This is a genomic window from Paraburkholderia phytofirmans OLGA172 (genome assembly GCF_001634365.1).
Lineage (GTDB): Bacteria > Pseudomonadota > Gammaproteobacteria > Burkholderiales > Burkholderiaceae > Paraburkholderia.
On record NZ_CP014579.1, the window covers coordinates 659,354 to 673,739 of the forward strand.

A 14,386-nucleotide genomic window follows, 5' to 3' on the forward strand; every position below is an offset into this window, starting at 1 on the left:
TTGGTTCAATACCTCGACGCCGTTTTTCGGGGACGAAGGAGATGTGACTCCGCCGGATGCGCCACTTCCTCTTATCGCTGACGAGCAGTCTCACCACGAGCCCCGCGACACCCCGGGAACTGGGCCCGACATTGCTCCGTTCCATACCGATTCGCGAACGGCGCAGCTTGTCGTTGGGAGCTCTAGCATCGCCTGTACTGGTGTTGTTGGGACGATGAACGCCTGGCAACATGAACTTGATCGTCTGTGCGGCGTCGGGCGCAAAAGAAGTTGCGTGGGTACCGGAATATTCCGTCGTCGATCATCTCGCGTCGGGGTGGCTGGTTCGTCTGTCACTGAGTGGTGCCCGTCGTGCCTTGTTTGCCAATTTGCTATCTGACATCCCGCCATCCTCCGACGATCCTTCAATTTCTTTCCCGGTAGTGCGCGATTGGGTAAACACACGTTTGGCCTGAGCGGCGTTTCTAGCTGGGCGGCGAGTTGAAGCTCAGCACCTCGTCGGACTCGGGGTCGCTTCAACGAAGTTCGTGGCGACCGCGAGCACTATCGCGACTGTACTTCTGTCACGCCACGAGCCGAGTCGATCGTCGAATGGAACGACGAATAACGTTGTCTCCCGTAGTGACGAGGAAACAAGGCTCATCGTGACTCGAGATAGCGTCGAGCAATGCAATACGATCGTCGCTATTTAACCGAGTAGGTGCGATTTCCGACAATGGCGTGTCGTTCCAACATCTCGAGCCCTCTACCAGATTCAACGTACTTTCATTCCATCGAGCATGGGTTTCAAATCACGGGTCGACATCGGGCCGCAGTGTAGCGGCTCCGATGTCGAGATGGTCAGTAATCGTCGAGCCAATGAGCGGCCTAGTCGATTCGTTCCAGTTCTTTCGAATAATTCATGCCGCGTTCACGGTAGTCGATCGCGTTTGCGCGCAATTTCGCAATAACCTCATCCGTTAGCTCTCGAAGTACCTTTGCTGGCGCACCGATAATCAAGCTTCGCGCGGGGAATGACTTTCCTTCCCCGATCAAAGTGCCAGCTCCGACTAGGCAATTCGAGCCGACCATCGCGCCGTTTAACACAACTGCCTGAATTCCAATGAGACAGTTTTGTCCGACCGTGCACCCGTGCAGCATTGCTTGATGGCCGATGGAAACACCCTCACCGATGACAACTGGAAAGCCAGGGTCCCCGTGAATAACTGCGCCGTCTTGCACGTTAGCGTTGCGCCGGATCGTGATCTTTTCGTTGTCGCCCCGAATCACTGCTCCGGGCCAGATGGACACGCCGTCCTCGATCTCGACATCCCCAATGACCACTGCTTCCTCGGACACGTATGCGCCGGGATAGACTACGGGCCGTCGCGACCCTATTCGGTAGAGGGCCATATCAAACGCTCGCTTCCTGATCGAGACAGAACTTCTCCCACTCTTTTGCGAGCAAGGCGCGAACGTCTTTTTTGGTTATCTTGCCATATGCGGATTTCGGCAACGTATCCCAGAACACTACGTGGCGCGGCCATTTGTAGCGCGCAAGCTTGCCGTCCAGATGTCCAATCAGCTCGTCGGGCGTCGCTTTACATCCTGCCTTACAGACGATCACGGCCACGCCAAGCTCACCCCATTTTGAGTCGGGCATACCGAGAACTGCCACTTCATGGACGCTGTCATGAATCAGCAACGCCTCCTCTACTTCTCGCGGATAGACGTTCGACCCACCTGAGATATACATGTCCGATGACCGGCCGGTGATGTACAGAAAACCTTCTCGATCGAGGTGACCGAGGTCGCCGGTGTGGAAAAATCCGTGCTTGAACGCCTTGTCGTTGGCTTCGGGGTTGTTGTCGTAGCCAAGCATGACCGCGGGACCACGGACGCAGACTTCGCCCGTTTCGTAGGGCTCGAGTTGCTTACCTTTCTCATCACAGATGGCCACTTCAATACCGGTCCGGGGATAGCCGCACGTACCGGCCCGGCTGTTCGGTGCATCGTCGTTCTCTTCATGCATCGACGGCGGCAGCACCGTGATGTTTCCCGTCACTTCGCCAAGGCCGTAATACTGCACCAGCACCCGGCCAAGTTTGCGAAGCGCGTGCTTTTGGTCCGCGCGGTACATGGGCGCGCCGGCATAGATCACGAATTTCAGCGAACTGTGATCAAAGTGATCCACCGATTCGTGCTCGGTGAGCATCTTGACGATAGTTGGCACCGTGAACATGTTGTCGATCCGATGCTTTTCGACCAGTGCCCAGATTTCTTCCGGATCCATCCGTTCGGAGCCCGGCAAAACGCTGGCAGCGCCCCGGGCGGTATTCACGATTGCATGGATACCGGCACCGTGCGAAAGGGGAGCGACGACCAGCGAGCGCGATTGATAGCTAATGCCGGGCATTAGATCTGCGAGGTGATTGGTCACAACGAAGGCCATCTGGCCGTGCGTCAGCGTGCCCGCCTTTGGATGCCCGGTGGTGCCGGAAGTGTAGAAGAACCACAGCGGGTCATCCCGGTCGACGTTCTCAGACGGAAATCGCGCTGTGGGTGTTTCGGCAAAAGCTTCGTATGCGAACTCGCCACTTCTGGGGTTACCCAGGGAAACAACTATCTCCAGTGCCGACGACGCATCGCGCACGGCGTCGACGTAATTCTCGAAGCCTGTGTCGTAAATCATTACCCTTGCGGCGCTCGACTTTCCGAGGTAGGCCGCCTCGGGCGGCGCTATGCGAAAGTTCGTCGGGACCCACACTGCTCCCAGCTTGAACGCGACATATGCGCTTTCAAATAGCGGAAGGTTGTTTCGGGAATGCACGAGGATTTTGTCGCCCTTTTTCACCCCTTGCTCTCGCAGGGCAGTGCATACGGCATCGACGCGCCGGTTGATTTCGGCCCAGCTATGCGTTCGTGTCGGGGTAATAAAGCCTGGCTCGTCGGGATGGCGGTGTGCGACCTGGGTCAACAGGTCGCCGAGGTTCATGACAGTGGTTAGCATTGCGATTCTCTCTATCTTTATGCCGACATCGTCAGGCGCGACGTTCAAGAATGCTGAGGTAGTTGGTGACTGCTGCACCCCCCATATTGAAGACGCCGGCGATATTCGCGTCTGGAATCTGCATGTCTCCAGCTTCACCCGAGAGTTGCATCGCCGCCATAACGTGCATCGAGACGCCAGTCGCGCCGATCGGATGTCCTTTCGACTTCAAGCCGCCAGACGGATTGACGGGCAATCTGCCTTCCTTCGTCGTTACGCCATCGAGAATCACGCGGGCGCCTTGCCCCGGTTCAGCCAGACCCATTGCCTCGTATTCCAGCAGTTCCGCGATGGTGAAGCAATCATGCGTTTCGACGAGTGCAAGGTCGTCGAGCGTCAGTTTCGCCAGGCTCAATCCCCGTTGCCATGCGAGGCGGGCTCCGCCAAATTCCGTCCGTTCGCGCCGTGACAACGGCAGAAAGTCGCTTACCTGAACCGACGCACGGAACGTGATTTCGCGCTTCGCGTCACGTGCGGCATCCGGCGCGGCGATGACCAGGGCTGCGGCGCCGTCGGAAATCATCGAGCAGTCGGTGCGTTTGAGCGGACCCGCCACATAGGGATTCTTTTCGGAGGGCGTGCGGCAGAAGTCATAGCCCAGATCACGCTTCATGTGCGCATAAGGGTTCACGACGCCGTTGTGGTGATTTTTCGCCGCGATTGCAGCCAGCGCATCAGACTGGTCACCGTAGCGATCGAAATATGCCTGCGCGATCTCTCCAAAGATCCCGGCAAAGCCACCCGCTACGCCGGCCTCTTCCTTCGCGTACGAGCACTTCTGAAGTATTTCGCCGACTTCTTTCGTCGGCAGGCTAGTCATTTTTTCGTAGCCGATTACCAGCGCGTACTTTGAGCGGCCAGAGCGAACCGCGTCGAGTGCCGAATAGACCGCAGCCGATCCTGTAGAACATGCGTTCTCACAGCGCACCGTCGAGGTATAACGGAGCTCAGGAATAGCATTGAAAACGAGTGTGGACGGAAAGTCCTGATACACGAAGCCACCGTTGAAAGTACCAACGTGGATGGAGTCGACTGCTTTTGCGTCGATCCCGGCGTGCTGCAGAGCCTCAACGGAGACTCGGGAAATCATTTCCTCCGGTTCGAGAGCGTCGAGCTTGCCGAAGGGGAGATGGCTCCAGCCGATGATGGAAGGTTGCATTTTGTTGACCTCTGAGAGAGAAGGGAATTTAAACGCGGGGAAGCGTGATGCCGGGAAAAATTTTGATGACAGCTGTATCGTCCTCGTTTCCGAAGCCGGCGGCGGATGCCGTAGTAAACATCTGGTGGGCGACGGACGCGAGCGGTAGCGGAAACTTGCTCGATCGTGCCGCGTCCAGCACGAGCCCCAGGTCCTTGACGAAAATGTCTAGTGCCGTGTGAGGGGGCGCGAATTCTCCTCGCAGTATGTGAGGGACGCGGTCCGTGAATGCCCATGAATTCCCTGCGCTATGGCTGATCACGTCGTAGAGCTTCTGCGGGTCAATACCCTCTCGCAATCCCAATGCCATCGCCTCTGCGGCAGCCGCTATCTGGACCCCGACAAGCAGTTGGTTAATTACCTTCACTGTCGAACCAATTCCGTGCTCGCCACCCAGTCGGTACACTTTCGAGGAAATCGCGTCGAGAACGTCGCCGCAGGCTGCATAAGCAGACTCTGGTCCCGAACTGAGTAATACCAAAGTGCCGTTTGCGGCACCGACCACTCCACCCGACACGGGCGAATCAATGAGGTCGATGCTCCTTTCGGCGAGGTGCCTGCCCAACTGAGTCGCATATCCGGGCGGTACCGTGGCCGCCGCCACGACAACGCTGCCTGGACGGAGTTGTTGCGCTGCGCCGGCTTCGCCGAACAATACATGCTCAGTCTGCTCTGCGTTGACCACCAACGTGATCACCACGTCGCATTGAGAGCCAAGCTGCGCAGGGGTATCGCAACCCTTGCCGCCGTGCTCGACGAAGGCCGCGACTGACTCTGCGCGAACGTCGCATCCAAATACTTCGAAGCCCGCCTTGATGAGATTTTTGGCCACGCCTAGCCCCATCGCACCGAGCCCAATGACACCGACTTTTTTCATCTGTTTTCTCCATTGCGGCGCTAGACGCCGCATATAAATTTTGCTATCGGTTCACTAGTTCTTTCCGGACGTGCAGCACTAGCAGGCCGCCGATTGCGAGTGCTGTCGCCAGGACGTAAAGTCCGATATCCGTTGAATGCGTCTTCTGGTTAACCCACCCGATAAAGAAAGGTCCTAGGAAACCCGAAAGATTGCCGACAGAATTCACGACCGCTATTCCCGCGGCCGCGGCAGCACCACTTAAAATGGCCGTGGGTAGGCACCAGAACTGCGAGATAGCGATGATCACGCAGCAGGTCACCACCGTAAGTGCGATCATCGCGACGACGATGTCGTGGCCGAACCGCACAGTGACGAGCCAGGCGAGCGCACCGATCAACGCCGGTATGGTGATGTGCAAGCGGCGTTCGTGCATCGCGTCTGATGAGCGACCAACGAGGATCGTTCCGATCACTGCGGCCGCGTACGGCGCCATGCTCAAAATGCCAATTGCAAGCGGATCCTTGACGCCGGAGTTCCTGATCAGCGTCGGCAGAAAGAATCCGACGCCGTAAAGTTCGACGGCTAGAAAGAAATAGATACTGCACATGAGCCAGACGCGCGGGTTAGTGAAACCATCGCGCAGTGAGTGGGATTGTGTTTGAGCCTGGTCCTTGGCGATTTCTGCGGTGATCAACCTGCGCTCATCGTCTGTGAGCCATTTCGCGTCGCTGATTCGGTCGTCGAGGTAAGCGAGAACAGCAATTGCCATGACGATTGAGGGCAATGCCTCAAGCAGGAAGAGCCATTGCCACCCGGCCCATCCGTATACGCCCGACATTGAATGCATGATCCAACCAGACAACGGGCCACCGATCACGCCTGCTACCGGGATGCTAGTCATAAAAAGCGAGATCATTTTCGACCGACGCTTTGATGGATACCAGTACGTGAGATACAAGATTACGCCTGGAAATAGTCCCGCTTCGGCAAGGCCTAAAGCAAAGCGAAAGAAGTAGAACATGGTGGGCGTGGTAACAAACATCGTTGCAGCCGAAATGAACGCCCACGTGACCATAACCCGCGCAATCCACACGCGTGCGCCGAGTTTGTGCAGGATGATGTTGCTTGGAACCTCGAATAGAAAGTAGCCGATAAAGAAAATGCCGGCACCCAAACCGTACACAGTTTCGTCGAAGTGTAGGTCGCGAAGCATCTGAAGCTTGGCAAAGCCAACGTTGACGCGATCTAGGTAGGCGACGACGTAGCACATGAGCAAAAGCGGAATCACTCGCCACGTGACCTTCGAATACACCGCGGCTTCGGAATTTTGACTAACTGCCTCCCCAGACTGGGTAATACCTTTGACGCTAGACATGTGCCTCCTTCTGGAAGGTTCCAGAATCGCTTGGATCCGATGGTTACCTTCCGATTAACGGTCCATATAATGGACTCTGTGTTTTAAAGTTAATCAAGTAGACTTATGCTAACGGTAGAGTCCATATATTTAAAGGGGAAAGCGTGCCTAAGTAGGGTTAACTATGGCGCTACAATATGGACCGTTATTTATTGATGATTTCAGGGAGGGTGGGTCCCGGCGCGCACGCGGGATCACTTGCGCTGCGCGTGCTGCGAACGGTGGCAAAGCCCCGCACAGCAGGCATCAATCTCGTCCAACTCGTGCGCGGTACCGAGTTGAACGAGCCGACTCCCGATCCGGCTCGCGCTCATCGCAGAATGCGTGGTCGAGCAGTATTCTCTTGCGCTTGATCACCGAGTACGCTCGGGTGGTTAGCTCCGTTTGATCCGGTGCGCTGGCTTGGTGTCGGACAAGTCGCGGCGAAATGCGCCCGGGCTGGTTCCAGTCCATTTGCGAAAGGCTCGATGAAACGCGCTCGGTTCTGTGAAGCCAACTTCGCTCGCAATGTCGGCCACGCTGAGTCCGCGCTCCCGGAGTAGTGATTGCGCCAGCGTGCTTCGCATCTCTTCCTTGATGGAGGCAAAGCTCTGGCCTTCGCTGCGCAGACGTCGACGCAACGTCGCGGGCGTCATGCGTAATTGTCGGGCCAGTGTGTCGAAGTCCGGCCACTCCGCCAGAGGCACGCTCTTCAGGTGTGAGCGCATTTTCGTCACCCACCTGGTGTCGTGGTTATAGCGTACGAGTAGATTGCTGGGTGCGCTTCGCAGAAAGGTCTTCAGCGCCTGCTCGGAACGAATCGTTGGCAGGTCGAGATAGGCGGCGTCAAAGGCAAGACAACTGTCCGGTTGATCAAAGTGCACAGGCACACCGAAGAATTGATGATAATCGGCACGGTGGTCAGGGCTCGAACACGCGAAATCGATGCGTTGCAGCGGGATGCGCCGGCCAATCAGCCAGCAGGCCAGACCCAGCAGAATCAGCCAGAACGTCCGATAGGCAAAGGCCGGGTACGGAGTGCCTTCTCCAGCGAGAACGATCTGCGCCTGACCGTCCGTGACAATGAGCTCACCACGTGGGTCGTCGAGCACAACCCGCAGGAATTGAAGCGCGCGGCGTAACGCTTGGCGGAGCGTTTCCGCGTGCAGTACCACTTGGGCCAGCAGCGTGAAGCTGCCGCGCCGCATCGGGCGCGCGGACAAGCCGAAGAATTCATCGTCGGACGCGTCGGCGATCGCAAGCCAGAGCCGACCGTACTCCTGCGTCGTTACGGATTCATACACCGTGGTCGGCAGGCCTGCTGCCCGTAATACCGGCTCCACGGCAAATCCTTGCCGACGCAGACACGCGAGAGCGTCATCGACAAAACCCGGCGAGATCATCTGCGGCTCCATTTGGTGGTCTCCTCATATGGTAAATCCAATCAAAATTCTAGGTTCTATTTGTCATTGATTGCAATGTTCGAACTGCCGATCATTGGAAGCAAATCTGTCGTAGCCATGTGGATTCCGGCCGAAATGGAAAGAAGGAGCACCCATGCCAGCAGCAGCCATCAGTCGGTCGATACAGGTATATGCCGACGCCGTCGCCCGCGCCCGCATTGGGGCTGAAGTTGCGCATCTGCACGGTGACGTCGATCGCGGGTTGAACGGGTGCGTCGAATGTGGCGACAGGTCTGTAACCACGGACACGACGGCCTTCGACCCGGCCGCTGTCAACAGACAGCATCGCAGCTTCAGTTTCGCGCGGATATGGGCGCTCCCGGTGCGGGCCTATCGACGAGCGCTCGAATTAGGCGGCTCGCTGCCGTCGACCCTGAGCGGCACGCGCCGGCATCCTTCTGCGCAACATGGAAACCGACAGGGCATCAGACACTTAAGAGGGCGGAGCGAATGAACATCACAAATCGGGTATTTCTCATCACTGGAGCGGGTTCAGGCCTCGGTGCTGCTGTGGCACGCATGGTTGTGGCGCAGCGCGGCAAAGCGATGCTGCTCGACGTCAACGCTGAAGCGGTTGGGGCGCTGGCGCGTGAACTTGGCGCTGCGGCGCGCTTCCAGACGGCAGATGTAACTAGCGAGACCGACGGCCAGGCCGCAGTCGCCGCCGCGCTGGACGCATTCGGCCGCATCGATGGCCTTGTCAACTGCGCGGGCGTTGCGCCGGGCGAGAAGGTAGTCGGCCGCGAGGGACCGCACGGTCTTGCCAGCTTCGCACGCGCGGTCTCGATCAATCTGGTCGGCACATTCAACATGATCCGGCTCGCTGCTGACGCCATGTCGAAGCAGGAAGTAGATGAGGACGGCGGACGCGGCGTGATCGTCAACACCGCGTCGATCGCGGCGTTCGACGGACAGATAGGGCAGGCCGCTTATGCCGCGTCTAAAAGCGGCGTGGTTGGACTAACGCTGCCGGTGGCGCGTGAACTGGCTCGTTTCGGTATCCGGGTGGTGACTATCGCGCCGGGGATCTTCGCGACACCGATGATGTCGGCGATGCCTCAGGACGTACAGGATTCGCTCGGCAAGGGCGTGCCGTTCCCGTCGCGTCTCGGGCGGCCGGAGGAATTTGCGGCGCTGGTACGCCATATCGCCGAGAACCCGATGTTAAACGGCGAAGTGATTCGTCTCGATGGCGCGTTGCGCATGGCTCCGCGTTGACTTACTGGAGGTAAAGGAATTATGACGACAAACGATCCGATTGTTATTGTTGGAGCGGCACGCACGCCGATGGGCGGATTTCAGGGTGACTTGGCGGCCGCCAGCGCAAGCGAACTCGGTGCGGTATCGATTCGCGCCGCAGCCGAACGCGCTGGCGTGTCGGCGGAGCAGATCGACGAAATCATCTTCGGCTGCGTGCTGCCGGCGGGCCAGGGTCAGGCACCGGCGCGGCAGGCGGCGCTGAAGGCGGGGCTGCCGTTGTCGGCGGGCGCAACGACGGTCAACAAGATGTGCGGTTCGGGCATGAAGGCGGTGATGCTGGCGCACGACCTGTTGCTGGCGGGCTCAGCGAACGTGATGGTCGCTGGTGGCATGGAGAGCATGACGCAGGCCCCGTATCTACTGCCCAAGGCGCGCGGTGGCTACCGTATGGGCCATGGGCAGGTGCTCGATCACATGTTCCTCGACGGGCTCGAGGACGCGTACGACAAGGGCCGTCTGATGGGCGCGTTCGCCGAGGATTGCGCGGCAGCTTTCCAGTTCACGCGCGAGGCCCAGGACGCGTACGCTATAGCCTCGCTCACGCGTGCGCAACGTGCGATCGCCGACGGAAGCTTCAAGGAGGAGATTGCACCCGTGACCGTGCGTGCGGGCAAGACGGATACGGTGGTCGAGATCGACGAACAGCCGGGCAAAGCGAAGCTCGACAAGATCCCGATGCTCAAGCCGGCGTTTCGGGACGACGGCACGGTGACGGCGGCGAACTCGTCGTCGATTTCGGACGGTGCGGCAGCGCTTGTACTGATGCGTCGCTCTGAGGCCATTCGGCGCGGCTTGACGCCGATGGCTGTGATCGTCGGGCACGCTACACATGCTGACAAGCCCAGCCTCTTTGCCACGGCCCCGATCGGTGCGGTGCGCAAGCTGTCGGAGAAGACTGGCTGGAATCTGCGGGAGGTCGATCTGTTCGAGTTCAACGAAGCGTTCGCGGTGGCCGTGATGGCGGCGATGCGCGATCTCGATCTGCCGCACGACAAGGTCAACGTGAATGGCGGCGCCTGCGCGCTCGGGCATCCGATCGGCGCATCGGGGGCCCGCATTATCGTGACGCTGATTCACGCATTGCGCGCACGTGGGCTCAAACGCGGGATCGCAAGTCTATGTCTAGGCGGCGGTGAAGCTACCGCCATCGCAATCGAAGCTCTATGACGTTGCATGCCTAGATGTCGCTGAGGCGTACCGGAGGCATTATCAGCTTGCGGGAGGGAATCGACGCCGCGCTGCAAAAACATTCTATTGTCGATTGCCTAAGACGGGCCCAGGACGGCCGCAAATCCCGAGCCACGCCTCGCGATTTGCTTCCGCAGTTACATTGCCTGGGGACACTCCTCGTTGATCCAGAGATTCCGTCGTCAGTGCACTTAAAGGCGGGCAGGGAGTAGCAGGTAATCGGTTAGCTGTTACCGCATCGAGCGGTGCGGTAACAGCTCCCTCAATCTATAAAAATGCGCTATGCCAGTTCGGACCTCCCAGGTCATTCGGAACGGAGCTTCGCAACATCGACCTCAAGCCTCTTCGGCATTTCCTCGCGGAGAAAGTCGACCCACGTTCGAATCTTCGAGTCAAGAAACTCGCGGGAAAGATACATAGCATATATGTCCATTTCCTGAGACACGTACTCGGGCAGAATGCGCGTCAGCTCTCCAGACGATAGGCCATCCATAGCCGTATAAATGGGAAGCAACCCAATCCCAATTCCGGTCTTCACCGCGACGACCATAGCGTCTGCTATGTTGACCTTGAATGTTGACGGCCCGAGTTCAATGTTCTCGATGTCGTCCGCTCGGTGCAATGTCCATAAGTTCGACCGAAAGACTGGCGATTCGAGCTGGAGACAAGTATGGCCTACAAGGTCCGCCGGGCATTGCGGGACACCGTGCTTCGCGAGATATTCCGGGGAAGCGCAAACAATACTGAACGCGGTTCCCAATCTCTGACAAATTAGACCGGAATCCTCCAGCCCAGTCGAAGCGACCAACGAAACGTCGTACCCCTCCTCGAGGAGGTCCGGTACACGCTGCGTTAGCGTAAGTTCAATCCTCACATCCGGATAGCGTTGTTGATACCGACCGATTGCCGGCACCACGTAGTGCTGACTGAAACTGCCCATAGCGTGCACCCGCAGTTTTCCCGCAGGACGGAAGATAGCATCCCGAGCTTCGACTTCCGCCTGATCTACTGCTTCAAGGATCTGCTCGCACCTTGAGAGAAAGCGTGCCCCGGTATCAGTCAGCGCTACCCGGCGCGTAGTCCGGTGTAACAAGCGGGCTTGGAGGTGTGCCTCCAGTTCAGCGACGGCCCGAGATGCGTGCCCCGTTGTGATATCCATGCTTAATGCGGCGGCCGTAAAACCACCTGCGTCGACGACACGTGTGAACACGCGCATGCTGTGCAGTATGTCCATGTTGAATCCATCCCGTAGTTAAAACTGCATCGATCCCAAACGCAGTTGAAGAGCGCTGACCCGGTTTCGCCAACTTTCCACTGAACTTGTCGCTAGTCTTCGTACCGCAGTCGCAGCCAGTCAGAGACGTTGACGGGAACCCGGCATCCGACCGACGGAAGAGGTCTCTCGGCGTTACAGTAAGCAAAGTACCGCGCCGGCAGCTCTGTCAACTTGTGTAGTAGACGGTGGAGCAAGCAACGGCGACGGAAATGGCGCGTGCCGAGGTGCAGCCGGGAAGTGCGACTGCGAGCGCTTGATCGGAGCCGCGCTCAAACCACGGGTCGATGCGATTTCACGCCGGCGTGTCTTGAATTCCCCCCCATTTTCCGCCGCGGTCTTGAAGAGTTGAACGAACCGTCCTCCAAATCGAGAATAACAGGTACCCATGGAGATGCAGGGCCGTGAGATCGAACGGCCCTTTGAGAATTCAATGCATGAGTTCGATGCTTAAGATTGCAGTGGGCGCGTTTCGGAGCCGTTTGGAAACGCGTGTCAAATTCCTCATACAAAAAGTTTGATTGTATCTTGTTGTGAATCTATCGATAGATAGATTTCGTGGCAAATGACTAAAAATTTCCCGCAGCGTTTCGGGGGCTGCGTTAGTTCACGATTCTCCACGCGCTCGCGACGTTTTCTAGGCGCGATCGTGTTTGAAACAACCGCCTCGCTAACGCGCTGCCCTGATATGCGGCGAAAAGAGTCCCTGCCGCACATTCAAACTTGCCGTTGACCGCTAGCGTACACTCATCGACGCCTTGTGTTAGCACCTTCGCCAGCCAGTTCTCATTGGCTTTAAAGAATGCCTGCACCGCATGCCATATGTTATCCGGCAGCGACTCTATATCTGCGGCGAGCATCCCGCACAGGCAGATACGATCACCGTCGCCAAGAACTTTGCCGAACTTCTTCGTGTACTTCGCCAGTTTTGCGTCGGTCGACAGCGATGCGTCGATCGAATAGATGTCGTTGAGCGCCTCTTTACTGTACTCGCTGACTGCCACCAGCACCAAGTCATCTTTCGCCGGAAAGTAGTAGTGGATGCTCGAAGTCTTTACGCCAACCAGTTCAGACAGGTCACGATAGCTGAAACCGTTATAACCACGCATCATGATCACCGTCACAGCGTGGCAAACAACTTGCTCGCGTACGGTTAATGAAGTATTCACTTACGCAAAGTCATCTTCTAGTAGATCGATTGTCATGCTAGAAGTTCACGTCTCGGCGATTGCTCATTGACGTGTCGTTTTTTTCGCTGCTCGCAACGTGGTTGCTAAAAGCCGCAGTATTCAGCGTGCGCTCAACATGAGCGTAATGCACATATTACGCCTCGGTTTTTGGCGGGCGTGGTGGAAATTTGGTGCAGCGCTTTCTCAAGGTGCAGGGACCCTGCACCGATGGTGCAGAGAAACATGACACAGGTGCCTCCGAGTATGTTGACTTTGCCGCGATCGACAGTCATACGTCGCATGGCGGAGATCCCGCACGTTGCTGACAGTGGAGAAGCTTAACACCGGTGAGTGCCGACAGGCCCACCGGGAAGCTGGCCGAGACAGGCGGCCGGCACACATCCCAGAACGATAGTTCGATGGTTGCTGGACCTTCCAGGCGCTGATGCTGGCGTACTGGGTAGCGGCCTTTACTGCGAAGGCGCCGAAATACGGCGTCGTGCTGCTGGAAAGACCTTTTGACGCAAGGAGGCGAACGAAGAAACGATCACTACGAAATCGATGGACATGGCCTGTCCGCTGACAACGAACCATTCGGCTTACTTGGCGGCCATACGGATTGCGCCGTCGAGACGGATGACCTCGCCGTTCAGATATTCGTTCATGAGGATGTGCTCCACAAGAGCGGCGTACTCCACGGGCTTACCCAATCGGGATGGAAACGGCACCGTTTTGCCCAGCGCGTCCTGTACTTCAGTGGGCATGCCGAGCAGCATAGGGGTTTCCATAATGCCTGGCGCTACTGTCATGACCCGGATACCCCGTCGGGAGAGTTCCCGTGCGAGTGGCAACGTCATTGCTACAATGCCACCCTTGGAAGCCGCGTAGGCTGCCTGTCCCGCCTGTCCCTCAAACGCGGCCACCGAGGCTGTGCAGATGATGACCCCGCGCTCGCCGGAGGTCTCTTGCGGGCACGTGCTCATCACTTCCGCCGCAATTCGGATCATATTGAAACTGCCTACCAGGTTGATATGGATCGTTCGAGCGAAGGAATCCAATTTGTGGGTCCCCTGACGACCGATGACCTTTTCGGCGGGAGCAACACCTGCGCAATTGACGAGTCCCCGGAGGAGCCCCATTTCCATGGCCACTGTGAAAGTTGCTTTGGCGCTGTGTTCGCTGGCGACATCCGTGACAACGAATCGGGCATTCGGCCCAAGCTCAGCGGCGATGGCCTTGCCGGCGTCGGCGTTGACGTCCGCCAGGACCACTTTCCCGCCCCGTTCGACGATCATTTTCGCTGTGGCCGCCCCGAGACCGGAACCGGCCCCAGTTACTACAAACACGTTGTCTTTGATCTGCATGTCCGATTTTCTTTCATGTGATGCTGCCGTTAACGCGTCGCTAGTCGAAGCAGCGTCGTCGTAATGAATGCGTGACAAGGGCGCCTTCAGCCAGCCCCAGATGCTGTTCTCCACGAGGCAAAACTGCAGACTCGCGAGGGCACAAGCAGTCCCGCAGCCCGGTGCGGTGGGGCTGTCCAATCGCTATTGAG

At 57.8% G+C, this 14,386-nt stretch carries 12 protein-coding genes; 3 read left to right on the plus strand and 9 right to left on the minus strand.

Annotated elements, in window-relative coordinates; translation table 11 throughout:
* Window positions 1-230 precede the first annotated feature (230 nt).
* Entirely contained in the window at window positions 231-455 is a 225-nt protein-coding gene (locus AYM40_RS40520) for a hypothetical protein (protein WP_148662285.1), read from the plus strand.
* A 412-nt stretch (window positions 456-867) separates the two neighbouring features.
* Here AYM40_RS40520 and AYM40_RS23215 read toward each other — a convergent pair whose 3' ends face one another.
* The 6 genes from AYM40_RS23215 to AYM40_RS23240 form a co-directional block, all read right to left on the minus strand.
* A complete protein-coding gene (locus AYM40_RS23215; protein ID WP_063498587.1) occupies window positions 868-1,392 on the minus strand; it encodes a gamma carbonic anhydrase family protein in 525 nt (174 codons plus the stop codon).
* Between the two features lies 1 nt (window position 1,393).
* Complete coding sequence (locus tag AYM40_RS23220) at window positions 1,394-2,989, minus strand: acyl-CoA synthetase (protein WP_082855256.1); 1,596 nt, start codon at window positions 2,987-2,989, stop codon at window positions 1,394-1,396.
* 31 nt (window positions 2,990-3,020) lie between these two features.
* Window positions 3,021-4,187: an acetyl-CoA acetyltransferase gene (locus tag AYM40_RS23225; RefSeq protein WP_063498589.1), complete on the minus strand. Its 1,167-nt coding sequence runs from the start codon at window positions 4,185-4,187 to the stop codon at window positions 3,021-3,023.
* A gap of 28 nt (window positions 4,188-4,215) precedes the next feature.
* A complete protein-coding gene (gene ltnD / locus AYM40_RS23230) occupies window positions 4,216-5,103 on the minus strand; it encodes an L-threonate dehydrogenase (RefSeq protein ID WP_063498590.1) in 888 nt (295 codons plus the stop codon).
* A 43-nt stretch (window positions 5,104-5,146) separates the two neighbouring features.
* Window positions 5,147-6,460 (minus strand): MFS transporter, encoded by a 1,314-nt coding sequence (locus tag AYM40_RS23235; RefSeq protein ID WP_063498591.1) that lies wholly within the window; start codon window positions 6,458-6,460, stop codon window positions 5,147-5,149.
* A gap of 413 nt (window positions 6,461-6,873) precedes the next feature.
* Entirely contained in the window at window positions 6,874-7,893 is a 1,020-nt protein-coding gene (locus AYM40_RS23240; protein WP_063498592.1) for an AraC family transcriptional regulator, read from the minus strand.
* Window positions 7,894-8,391: 498 nt separating this feature from the next.
* Between AYM40_RS23240 and AYM40_RS23245 the strand changes: the two genes are divergently transcribed.
* The gene (locus AYM40_RS23245; protein WP_063498593.1) at window positions 8,392-9,159 is read left to right on the plus strand and encodes a 3-hydroxyacyl-CoA dehydrogenase; all 768 of its coding nucleotides are present in this window, start codon (window positions 8,392-8,394) and stop codon (window positions 9,157-9,159) included.
* Between the two features lie 21 nt (window positions 9,160-9,180).
* Window positions 9,181-10,368, plus strand: a complete 1,188-nt coding sequence (locus AYM40_RS23250; protein WP_063498594.1) for an acetyl-CoA C-acyltransferase — start codon at window positions 9,181-9,183, stop codon at window positions 10,366-10,368.
* A 325-nt stretch (window positions 10,369-10,693) separates the two neighbouring features.
* Here AYM40_RS23250 and AYM40_RS23255 read toward each other — a convergent pair whose 3' ends face one another.
* The 3 genes from AYM40_RS23255 to AYM40_RS23265 form a co-directional block, all read right to left on the minus strand.
* On the minus strand, window positions 10,694-11,623 hold the full coding sequence (locus AYM40_RS23255; protein WP_063498595.1) for a LysR family transcriptional regulator: 930 nt from the start codon (window positions 11,621-11,623) through the stop codon (window positions 10,694-10,696).
* Between the two features lie 641 nt (window positions 11,624-12,264).
* Window positions 12,265-12,831, minus strand: coding sequence for a TetR/AcrR family transcriptional regulator (locus tag AYM40_RS23260; protein WP_063498596.1), 567 nt, complete (start codon window positions 12,829-12,831; stop codon window positions 12,265-12,267).
* A 599-nt stretch (window positions 12,832-13,430) separates the two neighbouring features.
* Window positions 13,431-14,195, minus strand: coding sequence for an SDR family NAD(P)-dependent oxidoreductase (locus AYM40_RS23265; protein WP_063498597.1), 765 nt, complete (start codon window positions 14,193-14,195; stop codon window positions 13,431-13,433).
* Window positions 14,196-14,386: the final 191 nt, after the last annotated feature.